The organism is Dendronalium sp. ChiSLP03b, from assembly GCF_034531165.2.
GTDB classification, from domain to species: domain Bacteria; phylum Cyanobacteriota; class Cyanobacteriia; order Cyanobacteriales; family Nostocaceae; genus Dendronalium; species Dendronalium minutum.
The window spans coordinates 54,737-77,528 of sequence record NZ_JAVRBR020000092.1 but is presented as its reverse complement, the minus strand read 5'-3'; the positions used below and the strand labels follow the sequence as shown (position 1 = coordinate 77,528).

Below are 22,792 nucleotides of genomic sequence, written 5' to 3'. Positions count from 1 at the left end.
ATTAACAATGTCAGCCAATGCATTTAACTTTCATCTAATAACAGGGATAAAAGGTTTGAATTTCTTACTAGCAACATCTTTGATGAGTTGAACGTGTTGGGGTAGTAAATCAGCCAAAGCATAACGCTCTAACGCAGTTTTACGAGCATTGGCGCGAATTTCTGCCATCTGTGTCGGATGGTTTAGGACTTCATCGATGCGGTCAGCTATTTTTTGCGGCGAGAAGAAGTCAACCAACAGACCGTTTTCCCCATCTTTGATAACTTCAGTTACAGGTGCTGTATCAGAACCAAGTACTAAGCAGCCTGTAGACATAGCCTCAATCATCGACCAAGAAAGTACAAAGGGTCTGGTTAAATAAACATGTACTGACGATGCTTGAATTACTTGCAGATACTGCCCATAGGGCAAAGAGTCAGTGAAGTGAACCCGTGATAAATCGAGTGGGACTTTTTTCAGCATAAAGTCCTTATAGCTGCTACCGTCTGGCAGAGATTTACCGTAGCAAACTCTATCTGAGCCAACAATGACAAAATGGCAATTTGGTCTTCTTTCTTGGACGTAAGCAATGGTTTCGATAAACTGGGGAAAACCACGGTAAGGCTCCATTCCTCGTGCCACATAAGTGACAATTTCATTAACACTAGATAAATCCAGGTTGGGCAATACTAATTTAGCTCCTGGCTTAGGTTTAAAGTATTCCGTATCGACTCCATCATGCAGTACGGAAATCTTTTGATGGAATTCTGGGGGAAACTGCGCTTTCTGCCAACCTGTTGGCGATAGACCGCGATCGCATGTATACAAATCTAATAATATAGGTGCATTCTTTGTCCGAATACGTGCTAAGTCATCGACACTCAACGGATCTGTTGGGTCAAAATCTGCATCTGCACCCAGAGAGTTATAAAACCATTCAAAATAACAAATAAGTGGTTTGTCTGGGAATGCATCTTTAATATACAAAGTTGGGCCCCAACCAGAATGACCGCAGATGACATCAGGTACAAAGCCTTGATGTTTGAGTTGCTCGCATAATTTAAATACTGCTTGCCCATGCAAAACAGCACTTTCCAACGGACGAACATAATGATGTGTTGTAGGATGGGGATTACGGCTAGGTTCAAAAATCGCTTTATAAATCCCAGGTAGATTTACGTCTCGATTTTTAGTACCAAAGACTACCTGATTTTTGGGATCTTGAGCCAAAGCTTGGGCTACATGGCGATACTGCGCTGGGAAGTTGGTATGCAGGAAGAGAACTCGCATTATCTTACTTTCGTGTATTAGTGCCTTCGTGGTTCAAATTTTTTACCACAAAGACACGGAGACAGAAAGAAAAGAAATATTTCTCAATCCATGTTTTTACGAGTGCAGAGAGAGCGATCGCCTTCATCCGTAGAGTGATTTAAATAGTTACGCAAGCGCAAGCAACCTCCTTGTATTAGATCGTTGAATGATTCAATGTGCCACACTCCAGCGATTCCATCTCCGCCTGCGGTAGCTAGTAACTTGCTATCGGGGCTAAAACTAACACTCTCAACTTCAAAGCCTCGATGCCCTGTCCAAGCTGCAAACTTTTCACCTTGTAAATTCCACAACTGTACTGTACCTTTCTCCCCACTAGCAGCAATCATTTTGCCATCGGGGCTAAACGCCACTGCTTTGAGTTTGATGCCAGGTATCTGGAATGGCTGCTGAATTGGTTTACCTTGCAAGTTCCATAAACGGACAGTACCATCATCTCCGGCGCTGGCTATTTGCTTACCATCACGACTGAACGCTACAGCATAAACAGGGCCTAGATGACCTTCAAATGGCTGTGCCACTTGTTGTCCTTGTAAGTTCCACAACCGCACAGTCGCATCATCTCCGGCGCTGACTATGTGCTGCCCATCTGGACTAAAACTGACTCTGTTGACTTTGCCTCGATGACCTGAAAATGTTTGAGGATTTGGTTGTCCTTGCAAGTTCCACAAGTGGACATTACCATCATCTCCGGCGCTGGCTATTTGCTTACCATCTGGACTAAAACTGACGCTGCGGACTTTGCCTTGATAAATTTGAAATTGTACTAACTTTTGAGTTTGCAAGTTCCACAAGCGGACAGTACCATCTTCTCCGGCGCTGGCTATTTGCTGACCATCCGGACTAAAACTGACGCTGAGGACTTTGCCTCGATGACCTTGAAATGGCTCTCCTATCTGTTGAGCTTGCAAGTTCCACAAGCGAACAGTACCATCATCTCCGGCGCTGGCTATTTGCTGACCATCCGGACTAAAACTGACGCTGCGGACTGTGTATTGATGCCCTGTAAATTGTACCTGTTGGTCTTTTAAGTTCCACACATGCACAATGCCATCATCGCCAGCACTAACTAATAGCTGGTCATCTTTGCTGATACTGACGCTTCTGACTGGCCCTTGATGCCCGATAAATTTATCTAACTCATTGCCTTTTAAGTCCCACACACGGACAGTCCCATCTCCAGCAGCGCTAGCTACTTGCTTACCGTTGTGGCTGAATCCCACATCCCATATCCTACCTTGATGCCCTTTAAATGGTTTTGCTAATAGCTTACCTTGCAAGTTCCACAAGCAGACAGTACTATTTTCTCCTCCTGTTACTAGTACTAGTCGCCGCTCGTGCAGGCCAAATTTGATGCTGCTGATATTGCCTTGATTCCCTTTCCATTCTTTCAACAGCTTACCTTGCGGGTTCCACAAGTGAATCAGACCGTCATCACCAACGCTAGCGATGATTTTATCGTCCGGGCTAAATGCTACGCCCCAAACGCCCCAAACTAGCTTTTCTTCTTGTTGGTGAGGCACAATCCTTGGGAAGGGTTGCCCGATGGGGTTGCCTTGCAAATCCCACAAGCGGACAGTATTGTTTGCTCCTCCAGTAGCTACAAGCTGACCATTGGAGCTAAAGCTGAGATTTTTGACAAAGCCTTGCTGTGCTTGCCATTCTTTGACAAGACTACCTTGTAAATCCCATAGGCGGACGGTATCATTTTGACCGGCAGTAGCTATTAGTTGGCCGTTTGGACTAAAAGTAAGATTATTGACAGAGCGTTGCTGTGCTTGCCATTCTTTGACAAGATTGCCTTTTAAATCCCACAGGCGAATAGTGTCATCTTCTCCAGCACTAGCCAAAAGCTGATTATCTGGGCTAAGAAAGCTCCTGACTGTGCCTTGATGCCTTTCCATGCGAATGCGTTCTCGGACTGAATAAACCGCTTCTTGCAGTGTGCCTCTGACTTGATTTTGTAGCTCCTCGCTGGGACTAATTAATCGCAACAGTGGGTGTTGCAGTAACCTTCCTGCTCGTAGGCTATAAACTAATGCATCTAACCCTCGCTCTTGTAGCTTGGCTTCTGCTGTTTCTCTAGAAGCAGTGGTTTCACCAATCTTTGCACTTCTTTGACTAATCAGCGCCCACAAAGTAAATCCGAGTAAACTTAAGATAACTGCGATCGCAATCCGCCATCGCCAACTGATATTGCGGCGTTTCTGTAAAACACTCTGCTGCACAAACTCAGCTTCTACTTCGTTAAACCAGTTATAATTCGCCTGGAATTCTCTATTTAATACATCTAAATAAGGATTAGTATCCCAAAGAAATTGTACGGGTTTCTCTCTCGAACTTGCCTGCTGATTTTGTCTTTGTCGCCAAAATTGCCAAAATAGAGTATTGATTTTATTTAATAAATTTTCGGCAGTATAGAGTTTGCTATCTACCCAATCAAATACAGTTTCAACCTTTGCTTGTAATCCTGAAGGCTGTTCTTGGTCTTTAACACTTTGCCATTCAAAAGCTGCTGGGGTCAGCCGCCGTTGTAGAATTAAATTTTCCTCTTCATCTTGTTTCCAAGCTAATAGCTTTTGCCATCCCCGCACCAAGGCATCGTGAGCAGGTTCGACATAAGGATTGCCCTCTGTATCTTGTCCTTCAACTAATAACCGTGCATCTGTAAATCGCCTAATTATTTCCTTGACTCGCTGATTTTCCGCTGGGGGATATTCCAGTTCCGATAAAGGCACGCGCCGACGAGCAAATTCACCACCGCCTACCGCTACCATTCGCAGCATGACATGACGAATTGTTTCTGCATAAGCTGAATCTAGTTGCACTAATTGCTCGTATTCGCTATCAGCTCGTTGAGTAAGACTTTGCGCTACACCTCCCAATTCTTGATAATCTGCCTCAGTAATTGCTCTATCGATTGTTTCACCGTTGATTTGAGCGATTTGTTGTCGCTTTAAATACTTAAGATAAAGCTCGCTCAACGTAAAAGATAATAAAGGTAAGGCTCCTGGCATATCTGCTACTTCATCAATTAGCCTGTCTACCAAAGGAGACTGAGGGTCATCCGATCTAAAGTACATCACCCGTTTTGATGCCGGTTCTTCAATTGCTTGCCGCAGTTCAATTCGCGTCATCTGTGGCACAATAAATCGGGCGTTTTTCCAATATTGCTTGAGGGCAGTGTTTTGAAATTGGGATTCAAAGTCAAGTCGCAGTGTCAATAATAGCCGTAAATAATTTGCAGATTTTGCTACTAATTGTGCCAACAAGTTAAGAAATTTTTCTCGCTCTTGCTCATCTCGACAGAGAGTGATGATTTCTTCAAACTGGTCAATTACTAGTACCAATTTTGCATTAGGATTTTGTTGACTCCAAGCCGCAATGTTGGCAGATATAATGTCTACTTCTTGGTTATTTAGCTTTGCTAAGTGTGCCTGTACCAGTGTATAGTTTAAAGTTTTCAGCGGCGACTCTCCCGGACGTATAGTCGCTAGAATGTGCCACTGTTGCTGATTGAACTGTTTGAGGTATGGTATCAATCCTGCTTTTATTAAACTAGATTTTCCTGTTCCCGATGCTCCCAGTACTACAGTTAACGGTTGAGTACTGACAAAATTATGTAATTTTTTGGTTAATGCTTGTCTACCAAAGAACAAATCACTTTGGGATTCTTCAAAAGATTCCAAGCCACGATAAGGGTTTTGAGATTCGTCTAGGGGCGGTGCTGGTGGTAAATTTAATACATGCCCAGGTGTAAGAAAGATATATTCGCCTTTATCGTGCTTCTTCAAAGGCCAAATACCGGGGGTTTGTCTTTGACGATTACTAACGGTTGCAGGTTCGACGCGATCGCGCAAATATAAATACATTTCTGTTGCAGTAATTACGCCATCGCCTGCGGGTTGACCTTGATGAGTAGCAGGTGGATAGACATCTGCCGCACCTGCTAGCGCTTCTAGTAATGCCCCAGCAAAGGGGGAATGAGTGCCGCGACCGCGTTCGGTATTGATTGCAAAAGCATCTAAGGCTTTTTGGTCGTAGGCAGCAGAAGTAATTACCTGCCATGCTGGGTCAGTAATAAAGCGATCGTAACGTTCTTGATAAATTACTTCTGGAACAGTAGAAAAATCTCTAGTACTCGACCAGCGAAATGCTCCCGCAAAGCAGCAGTCAAGGATTCCCAAGAAATGACGGCAAGGTAATTTCTCCAAGGCCACCTGCAACCGAGTCATCGGTAGATAAGTTTGCACGTCTCCTAATTTGGCATCTTGGGGAATTAAATAACCTTCAGGCCCATCTTCGCCATTCAAAGCAATTCCATGACCCGCAAAATAAAATAGCAGACGGTCATCTGGCTTCACTTGTTCTGGAAGAGTTGTTTCTAGCAGTTCGTACAAATTCCGAAGAGTTGCTACTTCATCCAAGCACACCCATACATTGTATTGATGCTGCCCGCGCAGAACCTCCACCAGCTTTTTGGCATCATTTACAGCATTTTGGAGAGAAGAAATCCCATTGCTGTAATTGTTAATTCCAATTACAAATGCTAAATTGCGTGAAAATTCAGACATAGTACCAGAGCCTCATTTAGTTCAGATGACTGGTTGTTTGAATCGTGAACTAGTTTTTGACTAACCCAACAAAGCAGGCTACTGAGTTGACAGGTGTAGGTTTTTGAGATTTTGCGTTTTGATTGGCGCAAAAACGCTAAGAGAAATTTCAGACCGAAAAAATCAGCTTTTTCGACTGAATTTGAAAAACCTACATCTGTAAGGCAGGAAACAAGGGTAGAGAAAAGGTCTAACTGAACTATGCTGACGCATAAACACATTTCAGCGTTTCTGCCAAAAGTTATGCACTTAAAAACTCAAATCTTTATTTGTATTGCTGTGTCATCTAAAAGCAACCTCTTGCATTGTGAATGCATCGGCTGACATTGATAATGCAGGGGGTGGCCTTATTAATGTATCGACTTGCATTGTGAATGCAGGAGCGGCCTTGTGAATGCATCGACTTGCATTGTAAATGCAGGGTGCGGCCTTATTAATGCATTGGCTTGCATTGTTAATACATAGGCTTGCATTCCAAGACCGCCCTGACTTAACGTGAGTTCGATGAACCTCTCCCTCCCAACCTCCCTCTCCCACGGGAAAAGGGAGGAGCAACGATAAATTAGGGTTTTGGCTCCCCTTTCCCTGTCGGAGAGGGGTTGGGGGAGAGGTCAAAAAAGGGCTTGTCGAACTCACGTTGACTTATACCAATTCGCAATTCGCAATTAAAAAATTTAGATGCAGCATGGCTTTCAGGGTTTACATCTGTTTCATGATTTTAGTGAATTGGTATTACAGTCCACAGTCAACAATTTATTTTTGTAAAGACTGGCTGGGTTGATTCTGATTTTTGGGCTTTGTGTTTTTGGATTGCTGTGAAATCAACAAGTCGCGCCTTTCTACTCATACACAGTAGCAAGCATGTCATTGGGTTTCTCGAATCAGGGCAAAGAAAATTCTGATTGAACGCCCAAGATAGCCACTGCTTTCACTTACTGGCTCAGTCAACCGCTCTAATACAATTTCTGTCTTGCCATCTAAGGTACTGCGAGCGTATCCCAAAGGTAAATCGTCATAGCTGATGGGTAATAATTTTTCCTGTGGTCGTAAGGGTGTATCAACAATTAGCTTCAAGGGTTGAGCGGGTGTCACCACAGATGAGTTGTCTACCTGAGTTAACTCCAGAACATTGCCAGTTTGCTCAAGTCCACGAGTCACAGGAAATTGAAAAGATTGAATACCCAAACGAGTTGACTGTAGCATTGGTGGTAGTATACTACTGCCTAAATCCCTGGTAGATTGGGTGACTGTTATTAGACGAGCATTAGCTTTGAGGCTGGGATGCGATCGCAACCTCACACCAGTTGCTAGGATAAGATTCTCGTCTCCTCTGGGTATCGATGGTTGCGGACGCACAGTCGTAATCACGATTTGACTTGTTACCCAATCGTCATATTCTTCGTCATCTAGTATAGTAGTGAGTTTACGGGTTTGAATTTGATGCATTAAACGGTTGAGCGTTCCTTTCTGTCGCCCTCCCAATGCTCTTATTGTATGCCGCAAATCCAACTTGTCTTGTTCGAGTAATCTAGCGTCAAATTCAGATGTACTGACAATCAGTTTGTAAATATCTGTGTATTCGCTAACTCCCTGTGTTAGTAGTTCGTAGGGAATCTCTGCATAAATAGTTTGACCTCCTAATGCCCAGGCTTCTTGTTTTGGCTGTAGCCACACTCCTCCAGCTTCAAATAAACCAGAATCTACTTTATATTGCTGTGTTAAATCTAAAACAGCACAGTATAGCGGTCTAGTGCTTGTATTTTGCAGTTTGATTTTAAAAGGTGGTTTTTGCCATCTGCCATTTACTTGACGATATTCCAAGCGAATCTCAGCATTTAGAAATTCTTGTTCTTCCCGATAAATAATCATTTGCACTGCATCAGGCCGAATTCTACTAGTAGCAGGACTGGAGAGTTCGGCGATATTTGTCCAACGGGCAATGTGTTCTAATCGCTGAATTGCTTGCCAAGCAGTAGCCGAATTGTAACCTCGAATTGGCGCAACTAAAGGACGGTCATCGGCTGGGCGTGTAATTAAATATTCTCCATCGCGGACTATTAACTTAAACTCGGCTGTTTCGGGTGTGACAACTTCTCGAACGTAGAGAGAATGCTGGTTTTGCGGCCCGACTGTTTGCAGAGCTTTACGTGCTAAGTTGATTCCTAGTTCTTCTCCAACAATCAAGACTCCTTTGGGCGGTAAAGGTAGACTAGTGATGACTGCCTTGAAAGTCATGTCTAAATTTAAGTCATCTACACCGCTGATTTGAACTTTACTTAATTGCGGCAGAACTTTGATAACTTGAGCTTCGCCTATTGCTGCTGAAAGTTGGCGTAATTGTTCGCTGGGAGTATCAAAGGGAAACAATGCAAGTATTGTTGTCTCATCTGTAGCTGGTTGGGGAATGCCATGGATAGTACCGCCATCAATTACCCAGCTTTGGTCTTTATCGTAACTGACGGTGAAGTAAGAAATGCGTGATGCGATCGCGCCTCCCAAAAACGCTTGCTCTAAATCGCCCATCACTGTTGCTTCTATCTGGGGAGATTGAGCGGTAACTTTAGCCCGAACTAGAGCATTAGTACGTTTAAATAAATCTCTATAGCTCAGACTGCCATTAGCTTTTTTCAATGTATCGAGCAAAAAGTAAGAAAAGGCTCCTCGACTTTGCCCATCTGCGTTGTACTCTTTGGCTTCTTCAATATCCCGACAAGCTGCCAACAAGATATGTTGTCCTCTAGGCAAAGTCCAGCCAGTGGAATTTTTTTCCAAACTGCGAGATGAAAGCTGACCAACTTCTGCTAAGGAGAAAATGAAGCTATCTAAAGGTCGCTGACGGCGGTCAATGGCTGCTTTGCGGACTGCTATTTCTGTTTCTAAATCGCCACGAGTACCAGAACCTGAGTGACAACAGTCCAAAATAATAGCAATGTGAGGATTTTTTTCGGCTACTTGAGTGATTAGCTTGGCTAACTCCTTATCTGCCAAATCCCAACCCCCTAAACTACGACTGTCATAACAAACTACAGTTTCATCTAGTCGGTCTGGTTCCAAAGCCCAAAACTCTTGAGGCGATTGTTCTTGACTTCCATGCCCTGCATAGTAAAAAAAGGCAACATCCTCACTGCTTGCTTGGCACAGATGTTGACGAAAACCATCAATAATTGCTTGACGGGTAGCATCTTGATTTAAAAGTGTGCGTAAATGTAATTTGTAGCGATCGCTAGCAACCCGTCCTGATAAATATTCTGCGATCGCCGTAATATCGTTAACACAACCCTTTAAAGCAGGAACTGGACTGACGTATTCATCAATACCAACCAGCAGCGCATATATATTACGAGTCATATTTATTTTATTGTCTAGATACTTTGAAAATCTTCTCTATTCTCGTCTTGCTTTTGTATCCTAGAAATATTTTGTTGATATTAAGATTTTTTTCCAGCTTATTATTTAATATTTATTTTTTGCAACAAATATGCTTGTGTTGTTAGAGGATATTTGAGAAGTCGGTGAAAGATATAGTTTGTTATTGTGAGCGTCTCGAACAGGAAAACCGCAATTTATCATGAGTTGGTGAGATAGATGCTTGACTGTGCGATCGCTTTCTTCAGCATAACATTTTGAACTGAAGAGACATCCTCTTAGCTGTCTAATATAAGACTCCTATTTGATTGTTGCGAACTAGGTACACTTTTATTCCTTCTTCCCCGTTATCTGACTCTACGAGTGATTCAGGAATCAAATCAGATTGCAATACCATTAGATAGCTCTTTAATATTTTAAAGCTTAATTAATTTTATTATGCTGAAATTAAATTTTGGTTATGCAAAAATGACATTTTGTATAAAACATAACTTTTTTATAGTTAAATAACAAACTAATATCACAGTTTAAAGATTGATACCTCAGCTTTCTGTATAGTTAGCTGATTTATTAAGAGGAAGATTCATTAAGATATGAGTACACAATTTAACAGACGTAAGTTTTTGATTTACAGCTCCGCAACCATCGGTAGCAGCATTTTTATCAAGGCTTGTGCTAATAGTGCCCCAAGTGCTACAAATAGTCCCGCAGCCTCTGGTAATGCTTCTCCTGTGGCGGCTACTTCTGGTGACACCATCAAAGTCGGTATTTTGCACTCTCTCAGCGGCACAATGTCTATTAGTGAAAAAAGCGTTGTGGATGCAGAAAAATTAGCAATTAAAGAAATTAATGCGGCTGGTGGTGTTTTAGGTAAACAAATTCAACCAATTGTTGAAGATGGTGCTTCTAACTGGGATACTTTTAGAGAAAAAGCAACCAAGCTCATCGATCAAGATAAAGTTGCTGTAGTCTTTGGTTGCTGGACTTCTGCTAGCCGCAAGAATGTTAAGCCAGTATTTGAGAGCAAAAACCATATGCTCTGGTATCCAGTGCAATACGAAGGTCAAGAATGTTCTAAAAACATTTTTTATACAGGTGCTGCGCCAAATCAACAAATCGAACCATCTGTTGATTGGCTGTTGAAAAATAAGGGCAAAGAATTCTTCTTAGTTGGCTCAGACTATGTTTTTCCTCGTACTGCTAACACAATTATTAAAGCTCAATTAGAAGCTTTAGGTGGGAAAACAGTTGGTGAAGATTACTTACCATTGGGTAATACAGAAGTTACGCCAATTATCACTAAAATTAAGCAAAATTTACCCAACGGTGGAGTAATTTATAACACTTTAAATGGTGATAGCAATGTTGCTTTCTTTAAACAATTAAAAGGCGCAGGTTTGACCCCAGAAAAATATCCCTCTATGTCTGTAAGTATTGCTGAAGAAGAAGTTAAAGCAATTGGTGTAGAGTATCTCAAAGGTCATTACGCTGCTTGGAATTACTTTCAAACAGTAGATACACCTGCTAATAAAAAGTTTGTTGCAGCTTTTAAGAAAGAGTATGGTGAAAATCGGGTGACAAATGACCCCATGGAAGCAGCATACATCGCAGTTTATTTGTGGAAACAAGCAGTAGAAAAAGCTGGTGTTACTGACATAGCGAAGGTAAGTGCAGCTGCGTATGGTCAAACTATAGATGCACCTGAAGGCAAAGTGACAGTAGATGTCAATCATCACATATCCAAAATTGTGCGAATTGGTCAAGTCAGGCAAGATGGTTTGTTTGATATTGTCTATGCTACGCCTGCGCCAGTTGAGCCAGTTCCTTGGAATCAGTTTGTGAAAGAGACTAAAGGATTTGCTTGTGATTGGTCAGATCCTGCTAAAGGTGGTAAGTACAAGCAAGCTTAAATAATTCGTAATTCGTGAGGAAGTCGGAGTCTTGGATGCCACTTCCTCCACTTGGGGAGACCCCAAGACCAGAGTGGCTCCGCTTCCCGTCGAGTCCGAACTTCCGTTAGCGCAGCGTTAGCGAGCTTGCGTTCGCGCAGCGTCTCGTAGAGAGCGTCACCCGAAGAGTAATTCGTAATTCGTAATAAATTACGAATTAGTCAACCTTAACTTTGTAGTGGCATGGCAAGGCTAAAATGTTGCATTAAAAATCTCTGAAAAATTGAAGTTTAGACACATAATCGAATTTTTCTATTGCACTACTTTAGCCTTGCCATGCCACTACTGATTAATAAAAAGAAGCTAAGATTTGTGGGGTAAAAAGTGCTTACAGGTTTTTTAGAAGCTGTATTTAATGGTATTAGTATTGGTGCTGTATTATTAATTGCAGCATTGGGACTAGCCATTATATTTGGATTGATGGGTGTCATCAATATGGCTCATGGCGAATTGATGATGTTCGGCGCTTATACAACATTTGTTGTGCAAAATGGTTGTAAACAATTGGGTGGGCTTTGGTTTGAAAGTTATATATTTTTGGCTTTGATTGTTGCTTTTATCTTTACGGCTGCTGTAGGGTTAATTCTAGAAAAAGGCGTAATTCGTTATCTTTATGGACGACCCCTAGAAACTCTCTTAGCAACTTGGGGAGTTAGTTTGATTTTTCAGCAGTTTGTCCGCAGTTTGAATTGGATATTGATAATTGGCATCGTCCTATTTTCTCTATTGTTTTTTGGAGGTTTATGGATTTTAAATTCCCGCACGAATTTTGAGAGAATTCGTAACTGGGTTGTGGCGGTGTTGTTATTCCTATCGCTAGGCGTGACAATAACAACGTGCAACTTATTGAGCCAAGCTTATCAGCAAGCATTAACTCAGCCTTGGTTTGGCGCTCAAAATGTAGATGTAACAGCGCCTACTTGGTTACAAGATGGTATATCTTTACTGGGCGTGCAATTACCTTTTGCCCGACTATTTATTATTGCTTTAACAATAATTTGTGTAGCAGGAATTTACCTATTTCTACAACGCTCTAACTGGGGATTAAGAATTCGCTCTGTTACGCAAAATCGCAGTATGAGTGCTTGTTTAGGTATCCCAACTGAAAAAGTCGATGCTATCACTTTTGCACTTGGTTCGGGGTTAGCTGGTGTGGCTGGATGTGCTATTAGTTTACTTGGTTCTGTAGGCCCCAATACCGGACAAAACTATATCATTGATACTTTTATGGTGGTTGTTGTCGGTGGTGTGGGTAATTTAGCAGGTACTATTGTGGCTGCTTTGGGAATTGGTACAGCTAATTTTTTAATTGGTTCTGGTACTCTTGCTTTCTTGTTTGCTCCTGTTAAACCTTTAGCAGATTTCTTCACTTTTTTTGCTACGACAAGTATGGCTAAGGTGATGGTATTTGCGTTGATTATTGTATTTTTACAGTGGAAGCCTGGGGGAATTTTTCCACAAAAAGGTCGTAGTGTTGATGTTTAAAATAAACCGCGAAGACGCGAAGGACGCGAAGAAAGAATGAGGAAGAAGAGAGGAGGGTTAATATTAATTGAAGTTGGGGTAGTGGTTGCGATCGCACTCATCCTCATAATTATCATGCCAGTGGTACTTTCTGAGTTTCGTCTGAATTTGTTGGGTAGATTTTTATCACTGGCGATTGTGGCTTTGGGTATTGATTTAATTTGGGGGTACACTGGTTTATTGAGTTTAGGACATGGCATTTTCTTTGGTTTGGGTGGATATGCGATCGCTACGTACTTGAAACTGCAAGTTCCCACTGGTGAGTTACCTGATTTCATGGGACTTTATGGAGTTACGGAACTTCCTTGGTTTTGGCAACCTTTTTATTCGTTTCCTTTGACAATAGCTGCTGTGGTACTAATTCCAGGGTTATTGGCAGGAATTTTAGGATATTTAGTATTTCGCAATCGCCTTAAGGGTGTTTATTTTTCTATCTTGACTCAAGCTGGAACGATTGTATTTTTTAATTTCTTTAACGGTCAACAAAAACTATTCAATGGTACGAACGGACTGATAGACTTTACAACTTTGTTTGGGGCAACCGTTAGCGATGCCAAAACGCAATTTGTTTTTTACGTCCTGACAGTATTGTTTCTCGCAGCTACCTATGGAGTTTGTCGTTGGTTAACAAGCGGACGCTTTGGTAGATTGTTAATAGCTATTCGTGACGATGAAAGTCGAGTCAGATTTTCCGGCTACGATCCTACAGATTTTAAAGTGGTGGTGTTTGCAGTTTCAGGTGCGATCGCTGGCATAGCAGGAGCATTTTACACCCTCCAAAGTGGTTCTGTATCGCCCAGAGCGATGGATATTGCCTTTTCGATTGAAATGGTAATTTGGGTGGCGGTAGGTGGACGTGCTACCTTAACTGGGGCAATTATTGGAACTTTGTTAGTCAATTATGCCCGCGCTTTTTTAAGCGAACAATTTGCCGAATTCTGGTTATTTTTCCAAGGCGCACTATTTTTAATAGTCGTCACAGTGCTTCCTGATGGCATAGTGGGATGGTTGCGTAGTCAGAATATTCCTCTTTTCAACCGCCGTCAACAAATTGCCACATATCCAACCTTAGAAGAAGACGCTGAAGTGCAACATGAACGCCAAAATATTGGAAACTGAAAATGTAACTGTTAGTTTTGATGGTTTTAAAGCACTAAACCAGCTAAACTTTAACATGGATGCAGGTGAATTGCGTGTAGTCATTGGCCCGAATGGTGCCGGAAAGACAACATTTCTGGATGTGATTACGGGTAAAGTACAACCAACAGTAGGGCGAGTCCTATTCAAAGGAAAAAACCTGCGTTCTTTACGCGAATACCAAATTGCACGGTTAGGAATTGGGCGCAAGTTTCAAACACCCCGAATTTACTTGAACTTAACGCCCCGTGAAAATTTAGAAATTACTAGCAACCGCAATAAAAATGTCTTTTCTACTTTGTTTGGGCAATCTAACACTGCGGAAAAGAATAGTATTAAAGGTTTATTAGAAACCATCGGTTTAACTGCTAAAGCAGATATTCGAGCAGGTTTGTTATCTCATGGCGAGAAGCAACGTTTAGAAATTGGGATGTTAGTAGCACAATCTCCTGATTTATTACTCGTTGATGAACCTGTTGCAGGTTTAACAGATGAAGAGACTTATAACATCGGGGAATTACTTTTAGCCTTAGCTCAGAGTCATTCAATTTTAGTAATTGAACACGATATGGAATTTGTGCGTCAAATTGCCCGAAAAGTCACAGTACTACATGAAGGTTCAGTACTGTGTGAAGGAAATTTTGAGGGAGTGCAAAATGACCCACGCGTGATTGAAGTATATTTAGGAAAACAGGAAGAATGAACTGGGGACTGGGGATTATGGACAAACGCCACAATCGCCTTCTACCTAAATCATCAGGCAGAAGTAGAAGCCTACTTACAACAGCGACAGCAGCAATCACAAGAGATTCGGGCAATGAATCAAGCGAGATTTGACCCACAAGGCTTGCGCGATCGCCTGCTTGCCCGAAAAACAGCAAGAGAAGCATGTTAAAATTGCTTGCTGATGAAAACTTCGATAATACGCTTGTTAGAGGAATATTCCGCCGTAATCCAGAAATCGACGTAGAAAAAAGTAAAGCTAAAAGCAATTTTTCATACTGAGTGGTGAAATTTTCCCTTCTGCCTTCTGCCCCCTACCTCCTGCCTTTCAACTCAAACGTCTAATTTACTACAAGAAAGTCAAAGCTTGTCCCCGCACATCAGTATTTAACTGACCTTTGTTATAAACAATCTCACCGCCGACAATGGTAGTTACAGCCCATCCTGTAAGGTTCCAACCTTCAAAAGGACTCCAACCACACTTAGTCAGCAACTCCTCGCGCCGGACTGGGCGATATATATTCAAATCTACTAGTACTAAATCGGCATCGTAACCAGGAGCGATCGCCCCCTTATTCGGAATACCGTAAGCTTTAGCTACAGCTGTTGACATCCAGTTGACAACTTGGGCAACAGTACACTGTCCCTGCATAGCCGCAGTTAACATCAAAGCCAGAGAAGTTTCCACCCCAGGCATTCCAGAGGGACTGTTGGGATATTCTTGGGCTTTTTCTGCCAAGGTGTGCGGTGCGTGGTCTGTGGCGATGAAATCGATCGCACCATCCCGCAAAGCTTGCCAGAGAACTTGATTATCGTGGGGCGATCGCAAAGGCGGATTCATTTGTGCTAAAGTGCCAATCTTTTCATAAGCACTGGTGTTCAACAACAAATGCTGTGGTGTCACCTCTGCTGTTACCCAACTCGGTTTATCCTGACGCAGCAACTCTGCTTCTTCGGCTGTGGACATATGCAGAATATGCAGACGACGCTGATATTTTTTAGAAAGTTTTAATGCTAGTTCAGTTGCCAACAGGGCAGCTTGATTATCTTGTATCTGAGAGTGAACTGCCGGGTCGTGAATGCCAGCAAATTCTTGACGGCGTTGGTTAATTCTAGCTTGGTCTTCGGCATGAACGGCAATTAAGCGATCGCCCTCGGCAAAAATAGCTTCGAGTGTTGCTTCTCGATCTACCAACAACTGACCATGCATCGACCCCATAAAAATTTTAATTCCCGGTGTCGGCTGTGCTGAGAGTAAATCTGGTAGATTCTCACCAGTTGCCCCAATAAAAAAGCCATAATTAACCAAGCACTTGTTAGACGCACGTTGTAGCTTGTCGTCTAAAGCTTCCTGGGTAGTAGTTAAGGGGCGGGTGTTAGGCATTTCCAGAAAAGAAGTGACTCCACCCTTAGCACAAGCACAGCTGGCGGTGAACAAGTCTTCTTTGTGTTCTAGTCCTGGTTCCCGGAAATGCACCTGCGGGTCAATGACTCCTGGCAACAAAGTTAACCCTTCTGCGTCAATTTCTCTGGTTGGTGTTGCAATGGAAATTTTCGGTGCAACTTCAACTATCTGGCGATCGCACATCAGTACATCGCCTACCATCAATTCACCATTAGGTAGGATAATGCGAGCGTGGCGAATCAGTAAACTTTGTGAAGATGACATGGGGTTAAAAACGTTCAGACAGACAGCTATGAATTATAGAGAACTATGCTTATAGGTTAAACTTGGTTGCACTCTTCGTAATAAATTTTTGCAGGTCGTGAAAAAAAAGTTTATTTTTAACTTATGAATCTGCCTGACAATATGCTAACAACCAGTAAATCGATGTTCTCCCGTTAAGATTAACAAATAAAGTCTCCCTGAGCGAGTTCATTACCTGCACTTCCCTTATTTACAGTAATTTCATGCAAAATCAAGTGTCTGATAACAACTCTAGTCAACAACCCGATAATTCCTGGATCGCAGAGCTAGGCAGAACAGTTGTATTAAGTATCGTGCTGGCTCTAGGCATTCGTACCTTTGTTGCGGAAGCTCGCTGGATTCCTTCTGGCTCAATGGAACCCACTCTACACGGAACGCCAAACCAGTGGGAGGCAGATAAAATTATTGTTGATAAGTTGAAGTATAAGTTTTCTCAACCAGAGCGGGGAGATATTGTAGTCTTTTCGCCTACAGAAGAACTGCAAAAGGAACAATACCAAGATGCCTTCATTAAACGTGTAATTGGCTTACCCGGAGAGACGGTAGAACTCAGGGATGGTAAAGTTTATATCAATAAAAAACCTCTCCAAGAAAACAAATATCTTAGCTCCAAGCAGCGTACAGTAATTGATGTTTGTACTTCAGGACAACAGCCACCTTACTTAGCAAAACCTGAAACTATACCCCCCGATTCATATTTAGTGCTTGGCGACAATCGTAACAGTAGCTACGATAGTCGCTGCTGGGGTGTTGTCCCTCGAAAAAATATCATCGGTCGTGCTGTACTTCGCTTCTGGCCTTTAAATCACATTGGGGAAATCGACAATTCACCACTGTATCCATAGTGCAAAATATTTGGTGTAGATAAGTAACCACATTTGAAATTTTAGATTTGAATTGACAATAGCAGTCGCCTCATAAGTTTTTCACACTGCCAATGGGACTGCTATTTTATACCATATCCAAAATAGCTTCATGCCATACTTAGCTAAAATTTTACTCTACCCGATTAAGTCACTAGATGGTGTCGAAGTGGAGCAAACCAAGGTTCTCGCTAGTGGTGCATTAGAGTATGACCGCGAGTTTGCCATCCTTGACGGACAAGGTAAATTTGTCAATGCCAAGCGCAATGACAAAATTCATTTACTGCGAGCATTTTACGCAAATCCTTTTGGGGCAAATAGAACTATCTCGCTGCAAATCCCAGGTCAAAAATCACCACAAGTTTTTCATTTGGATCGAGAACGCCAAGCTTTAGCAGCAATCTTGAGTGATTTTTTTGGGTTTGCTGTCATGGTAGAGCAAAACTCTTTAATGGGCTTTCCCGACGATCGCAATTCACCAGGGCCAACGGTAATTAGTACAGCAACCCTGATAGAAGTAGCCTCCTGGTTTCCTGGTTTAAGTATCGATGAAATCCGCCGTCGAATGCGTGCCAATATTGAAATTGGGGGTGTAGAACCGTTTTGGGAGGATCGGTTATTTAGCGAAGAAGGCGACCTTATCTCCTTTCAAGTCGGAAATGTGAACTTTTTTGGAGTTAATCCCTGTCAGCGTTGTATAGTTCCAACACGCAATCCTGACTCTGGAGCAGCTTACCCTAACTTTCAAAAAATATTTGTGCAAAAGCGACAAGCAACTTTGCCCAGTTGGGTAGCCTCATCGCGCTTTAATCACTTTTATCGCTTAAGTGTAAATACACGATTATCCATATCACAAACTGGTAAAACTTTGCAAATTGGCGACGAAATTGAAATATTGTCGTCAAACAGTTAATATTTATTAATATTAAAAATTGAATAGTCAAAAATAAAACCATTATTGTAAATTCTTATTTAAGAATATTTATTAAAAAATCCTCAAATATTTATAATCAAATATAAACCTTTTGAACCTCGCAAATATCTTGGAACCAATGAGATTAAGTGGTTTAACCAAGAGCGTAACTGATAGCGATCGTTAATTCGTAAGGGTGTATTGCAATATGCCCAGACTCAGATTTAATCTCGATTCCTACTTTTTGTATTTGTCGCTTTGCCCTTAAAAGTGACAACTCTTCTGAAATGGAATATCTTTGTTAAAGAATATAAATATATATTGCCTTGAGTCTAGTTATATGCATCGACTTGTCGCCATGACGAGAGCGAGCAAATTAAGGTGTTATAACAAAGCTTGAGGATTAGTTGTGGAGTGAACAATTAAACGTATAAATCTATACTAATATCAGCTATTTGCTTGATGATTTTTGCTATTGTAGGCAGTACTAACCTTTGTATTCAAGATAACTGAAATAGCCAGAATTCCCCAAGTTGAGCTTAGGGGAAAAATTAAACAACAATGTTATCTAAACTTCAGCCTGTCAAATTTCTCAACCGCTTAATTGGCAAACTTTACGCCCAGATGCCTATCAGATTGGTTTCACTTGTGCATTTTGTGTTGCAAATTAGTGGGGCTATAGGACTGGTGGGCTATCTGTCGTTTCAAGGACACAAAGCAGTAAAAAAGCTGGCTACTCACTTAGAAAACGAAATCTGCGATCGCATTGAACAACACCTCGATCGCTACTTAACAATCCTGAAGCTAATTAAGCATATTCTAAAATTAAACACACCAGCTCGGAAAATTGCTACAGGTGAAGGGAAGCAGTCTACAGAATTAGGGGAGTTAGCTAATTCATTTAACAGTATGGTCAAAGAACTGCAAGAGTCTTTCGCTGCATTAGAAGCAAAACAGGCTGAAATGAAAACTTTAGATAATGAACTGAGCAAAATTACCTTTGCGTTGATGCGTATTGCTTCGCAGAACTCAAAGAGTAGCAGCTTGCCGTCAGATATCGCTACTTTTTCCGACACTACCCAAAACAAACAAGAAGAACACAATTGTGTCGTCGAAGCTCAAGTAAAAGAGCGTACCCAAGAACTCCTATTAGTCATTGAACGACTGCAAATTGCCCAACAAGAATTAATTCAAGCTCACAAAATCGCCACACAGGGACAGCAGGCCGCTGAGCAGGCAAACCGTGCCAAAAGTGAATTTCTGGCTAACATGAGCCATGAACTGCGTACCCCACTTAACGCGATTCTTGGCTTCACCCAAATCATGAGCCAAGATAATTCTCTATCCAACGAACATCAGCAAAACCTAGCAATTATTAATCGTGCTGGCGAACATCTGCTCAACTTAATCAACGACATTCTAGAAATGTCAAAAATCGAGGCCGGCAGAACCACATTGAATGTTAGTAGTTTTGACTTAATTAGTTTTTTGCAAAGCCTAGAAGAGATGTTGCGTTGCCGTACTGTTTCTAAGGAAATACAACTGATATTTGACTATACTCCTGATATACCCAGGTACGTGCAAACTGACGAAAGCCGACTGCGTCAAGTCTTGCTCAACCTTCTGGGAAATGCCATTAAATTTACTCGTACTGGTAGTGTGACGTTGCGTGTGAGATTAGGGACTGGGGACTGTAAAGGAGCAGAGGAGAAAAAAGCAATCTTGTCTAACTGCCCTCAGTTCCTCAGCCTCCCATCGCCTCTGCCTCTTGTTTCCCAGTCCCTAATCTTCGAGGTACAAGATACTGGTGCTGGTATTTCTCCACAAGAAATTGATCTACTTTTTGAAGCTTTTGGGCAAACTGAAATTGGGAGGAAATCTCAGCAGGGAACCGGATTGGGTTTAGCAATTAGCCGTAAATACGTGCAACTGATGGGGGGAGATATTACCGTTAGCAGTGCTTTGGGTGTGGGCAGTAAATTTACCTTTAATATCGAGATCGATGTGGCTGAGTCTAGCGAAATTCCGTCAAAGCAAACTCAATGCCAAGTTATTTCTTTAGCACCAGAGCAAAAAGAATACCGAATCTTGGTAGTTGATGATGTCGCGGATAATCGTTTATTACTAGTGAAACTACTGACCCCCATTGGTTTTGTAGTGCGAGAAGCCGCAAATGGTCAAGAAGCGATCGCTCAATGGATGGAATGGCAACCACACCTAATTTTCATGGATATGCGGATGCCTGTGATGGATGGCTACGAAGCCACAAGGATAATTAAAGCCCGAGAAATTGAGCATGGGGTTTGGGGTGTGAGTTATCCGCAACAAGTGATAACCAATGACATCAATTATTGCCCTTTCTATGACTACAAGTCAGCACCGCCCAATGTACTGGCTCTCTCATGCCCAATACCCCATACCAATACCGTCATTATTGCTCTGACTGCCAGCGCCTTTGAAGAAGAACGCCAGCAAATCTTATCAACTGGTTGCGATGATTTTATTCGCAAGCCATTTACACAGGAAATATTACTGCAAACAGTCAGCCAATATCTCGGTGTAAAATATATCAGCAAAGTAGAAACTACTAATACAGTAACTGTCAATCAAGAAACACAGATAATAGCTAGCAAAACTGACATTCTGAGGGATTTATCGCAGATGTCGCCTGAGTGGCTGGGAAGAGTACGTCATGCAGCAGCAAGTTGCAGTGACGACTTAATTTTAGAACTAATCCAGCACATTCCGCCAGATAAAAGTCAAATTTTCCGAGTTCTCAAGGATTTAGCAAACAACTATCAGTTTGAGAAAATTATGGAATTGACGAGAACAGACGCAGAATGAATTACAAGCGGTTAGACCCTAATAAACAAGACATTTTAATAATTGACGATATGGCAGACAACTTGCGAGTTTTGTCCTCACTGCTTACTAGAGAAGGATATAACGTTCGCAAGGCTTTGAATTGGCAAATGGCTTTGAGTGCTTGTCAAACAGTATTACCCGATCTCATTTTACTCGACATTATGATGCCGGAAGTAGACGGTTACGAGGTTTGTCAGCGTTTTAAAGCGTGGGATCTCACGGCAGATATTCCGATAATTTTTATTAGTGCTTTAGACGATGTTTTCGACAAAGTAAAAGCCTTTAGAATCGGGGGCGTAGACTATATTACCAAACCATTTGAGTTTGAAGAAGTTTTAGTGCGCGTGCAAAACCAAATGGCCTTAAGGGCAGCACGATTAGAAATATTAACACTAAATGCTGAATTAGAACAAAGGGTAAGACAGCGTACTTGGGAGCTAGAAAAAGCTCTACAAAAACTTCAAGGAGAAATTACTTCCCGTCGGCAACTGCAAAGTAAGTTGCTCGATATAGCGCTGCATGATTCACTTACTGGTTTACCGAATAGAGTTTTATTTATTAGGCGACTAGCAAAAGCTCTACATTGTGCTAAGCAAGAATCCAATTATCAATTTGCTGTCCTATTTTTAGACTGCGATCGCTTCAAAGTTGTCAATGATTCTCTGGGGCATCTGGTAGGAGATGAATTACTCGTTGCCATTGCCCGCCGCCTCCAAACCTGCTTGACACCAGTTGATACTCTAGCACGATTAGGTGGCGATGAATTTGGTATTCTTTTAGAGAAAATCGTCGATATAAATTCGGCAATTCAAATTGCTGATAACATTTTGCAACAACTATCACTCGCTTTTAAATTATCCAGATATGAAGTATTTATGAATGCCAGTATTGGCATTAATTGGGGTCATAAAGACTATGAAAAACCAGAATTTCTACTGCGGGATGCTGATACTGCAATGTATCGTGCTAAAGCTCTAGGGAGAGCTAGATATCATGTTTTTGACCCGGCAATGTATCAAGAAGCTATCCAACTTTTAGAATTAGAAAATGACCTACGAAGAGCTGTCGACCGACAAGAATTTCTCGTTTATTATCAACCAATTATTTCTCTAGCTACAGGTAGAATTTCTGGATTTGAAGCCCTTGTGCGCTGGCAACATCCAATTCGCGGTCTGATTTCTCCTATAGAATTTATTCCTGTAGCAGAAGAAACAGGTTTAATTAATCCAATTAATATGTGGGTATTACAGTCAGCTTGCCATCAACTACACATTTGGCAAAATCATCCAGCAACACCGGAAAACCTAACTATCAGTGTTAATTTGAGTGCGCGATTATTTTCTCAAGCAAATTTAACAACACAAATTGACCAAATTATTGATGAAACTCAAGTAAATCCAGCTTGTTTAGAATTGGAAATTACTGAGAGTGTCATTATGGAAAATACTCATGCAGTTAAAACAATTCTTCAGAAATTAAAAGCCAGGAAAATTAAGTTAGTTATGGATGATTTTGGGACAGGATATTCATCTTTGAGTTATCTGCATAGTTTTCCTTTAAACGCACTGAAAATTGATAAATCATTCGTCAAACGTATGCAGCATAATCAAGAAGATATGGGATTAGTGCCAGCGATGATTGGTATCGCCGAATCAATGGGAATGGCTGTAATTGCGGAAGGAGTCGAAACAAAAGAACAGTTAAAACAACTGAGAAGTTTAAAATGTGATTTTGCTCAAGGATATTTGTTTTCCAAACCCCTAGAACAAAGACTTGTTTTAGACTTGATTGCCTCAGCGCCTCAATGGTGACAGTCAAGTAGC

At 41.6% G+C, this 22,792-nt stretch carries 12 protein-coding genes; 8 read left to right on the top strand and 4 right to left on the bottom strand.

From position 1 onward, the window contains the following. Positions 1–30: 30 nt before the first annotated feature. The 3 genes from RMY31_RS21670 to RMY31_RS21660 all read right to left on the bottom strand — a co-directional run bounded on the left by RMY31_RS21670 (position 31) and on the right by RMY31_RS21660 (position 9,269). The gene (locus tag RMY31_RS21670) at positions 31–1,269 is read right to left on the bottom strand and encodes a glycosyltransferase family 4 protein (RefSeq protein WP_322658708.1); all 1,239 of its coding nucleotides are present in this window, start codon (positions 1,267–1,269) and stop codon (positions 31–33) included. Between the two features lie 83 nt (positions 1,270–1,352). Next, positions 1,353–5,882: an eIF2A-related protein gene (locus RMY31_RS21665; RefSeq protein WP_322658709.1), complete on the bottom strand. Its 4,530-nt coding sequence runs from the start codon at positions 5,880–5,882 to the stop codon at positions 1,353–1,355. A 903-nt stretch (positions 5,883–6,785) separates the two neighbouring features. Then, on the bottom strand, positions 6,786–9,269 hold the full coding sequence (locus tag RMY31_RS21660; protein WP_322658710.1) for a caspase family protein: 2,484 nt from the start codon (positions 9,267–9,269) through the stop codon (positions 6,786–6,788). Between the two features lie 611 nt (positions 9,270–9,880). Between RMY31_RS21660 and urtA the strand changes: the two genes are divergently transcribed. The 4 genes from urtA (at position 9,881) to urtD (ending at position 14,600) form a co-directional block, all read left to right on the top strand. After that, positions 9,881–11,197 carry an urea ABC transporter substrate-binding protein gene (gene urtA / locus RMY31_RS21655; protein ID WP_322658711.1) on the top strand — a complete coding sequence of 439 codons (1,317 nt, stop codon included), beginning with the start codon at positions 9,881–9,883 and terminating at the stop codon, positions 11,195–11,197. Between the two features lie 363 nt (positions 11,198–11,560). Further along, positions 11,561–12,721: an ABC transporter permease subunit gene (locus RMY31_RS21650; RefSeq protein WP_322658712.1), complete on the top strand. Its 1,161-nt coding sequence runs from the start codon at positions 11,561–11,563 to the stop codon at positions 12,719–12,721. Positions 12,722–12,757: 36 nt separating this feature from the next. Then, entirely contained in the window at positions 12,758–13,879 is a 1,122-nt protein-coding gene (urtC, locus tag RMY31_RS21645) for an urea ABC transporter permease subunit UrtC (protein ID WP_322658713.1), read from the top strand. Further along, positions 13,854–14,600: an urea ABC transporter ATP-binding protein UrtD gene (gene urtD, locus RMY31_RS21640; protein WP_322658714.1), complete on the top strand. Its 747-nt coding sequence runs from the start codon at positions 13,854–13,856 to the stop codon at positions 14,598–14,600. Before urtC ends, urtD begins: the two co-directional genes overlap by 26 nt. Before the next feature lie 369 nt (positions 14,601–14,969). On the opposite strand, the gene RMY31_RS21635 is transcribed toward urtD, so the two are convergent. Beyond that, a complete protein-coding gene (locus RMY31_RS21635) occupies positions 14,970–16,289 on the bottom strand; it encodes a dihydroorotase (RefSeq protein WP_322658715.1) in 1,320 nt (439 codons plus the stop codon). 242 nt (positions 16,290–16,531) lie between these two features. Here RMY31_RS21635 and lepB point away from each other — a divergent pair, with 242 nt between their 5' ends. From lepB to RMY31_RS21615, 4 genes are all read left to right on the top strand, one after another. Next, positions 16,532–17,173, top strand: a complete 642-nt coding sequence (lepB, locus tag RMY31_RS21630; protein ID WP_322658716.1) for a signal peptidase I — start codon at positions 16,532–16,534, stop codon at positions 17,171–17,173. A 130-nt stretch (positions 17,174–17,303) separates the two neighbouring features. Then, positions 17,304–18,104: an MOSC domain-containing protein gene (locus tag RMY31_RS21625; protein ID WP_322658717.1), complete on the top strand. Its 801-nt coding sequence runs from the start codon at positions 17,304–17,306 to the stop codon at positions 18,102–18,104. 561 nt (positions 18,105–18,665) lie between these two features. Then, a complete protein-coding gene (locus RMY31_RS21620; RefSeq protein WP_322658718.1) occupies positions 18,666–20,948 on the top strand; it encodes an ATP-binding protein in 2,283 nt (760 codons plus the stop codon). Then, positions 20,945–22,780, top strand: coding sequence for an EAL domain-containing protein (locus RMY31_RS21615; protein ID WP_322658719.1), 1,836 nt, complete (start codon positions 20,945–20,947; stop codon positions 22,778–22,780). Before RMY31_RS21620 ends, RMY31_RS21615 begins: the two co-directional genes overlap by 4 nt. Positions 22,781–22,792 lie beyond the last annotated feature (12 nt).

Bases quoted from the DNA above. Each gene is read 5' to 3' on its own strand.
- RMY31_RS21670 (WP_322658708.1), bottom strand. From the start codon at position 1,269: ATGCGAGTTCTCTTCCTGCATACCAACTTCCCAGCGCAGTATCGCCAT.
- RMY31_RS21665 (WP_322658709.1), bottom strand. From the start codon at position 5,882: ATGTCTGAATTTTCACGCAATTTAGCATTTGTAATTGGAATTAACAAT.
- RMY31_RS21660 (WP_322658710.1), bottom strand. From the start codon at position 9,269: ATGACTCGTAATATATATGCGCTGCTGGTTGGTATTGATGAATACGTC.
- urtA (WP_322658711.1), top strand. From the start codon at position 9,881: ATGAGTACACAATTTAACAGACGTAAGTTTTTGATTTACAGCTCCGCA.
- urtC (WP_322658713.1), top strand. From the start codon at position 12,758: ATGAGGAAGAAGAGAGGAGGGTTAATATTAATTGAAGTTGGGGTAGTG.
- urtD (WP_322658714.1), top strand. From the start codon at position 13,854: ATGAACGCCAAAATATTGGAAACTGAAAATGTAACTGTTAGTTTTGAT.
- RMY31_RS21635 (WP_322658715.1), bottom strand. From the start codon at position 16,289: ATGTCATCTTCACAAAGTTTACTGATTCGCCACGCTCGCATTATCCTA.
- lepB (WP_322658716.1), top strand. From the start codon at position 16,532: ATGCAAAATCAAGTGTCTGATAACAACTCTAGTCAACAACCCGATAAT.
- RMY31_RS21625 (WP_322658717.1), top strand. From the start codon at position 17,304: ATGCCATACTTAGCTAAAATTTTACTCTACCCGATTAAGTCACTAGAT.
- RMY31_RS21620 (WP_322658718.1), top strand. From the start codon at position 18,666: ATGTTATCTAAACTTCAGCCTGTCAAATTTCTCAACCGCTTAATTGGC.
- RMY31_RS21615 (WP_322658719.1), top strand. From the start codon at position 20,945: ATGAATTACAAGCGGTTAGACCCTAATAAACAAGACATTTTAATAATT.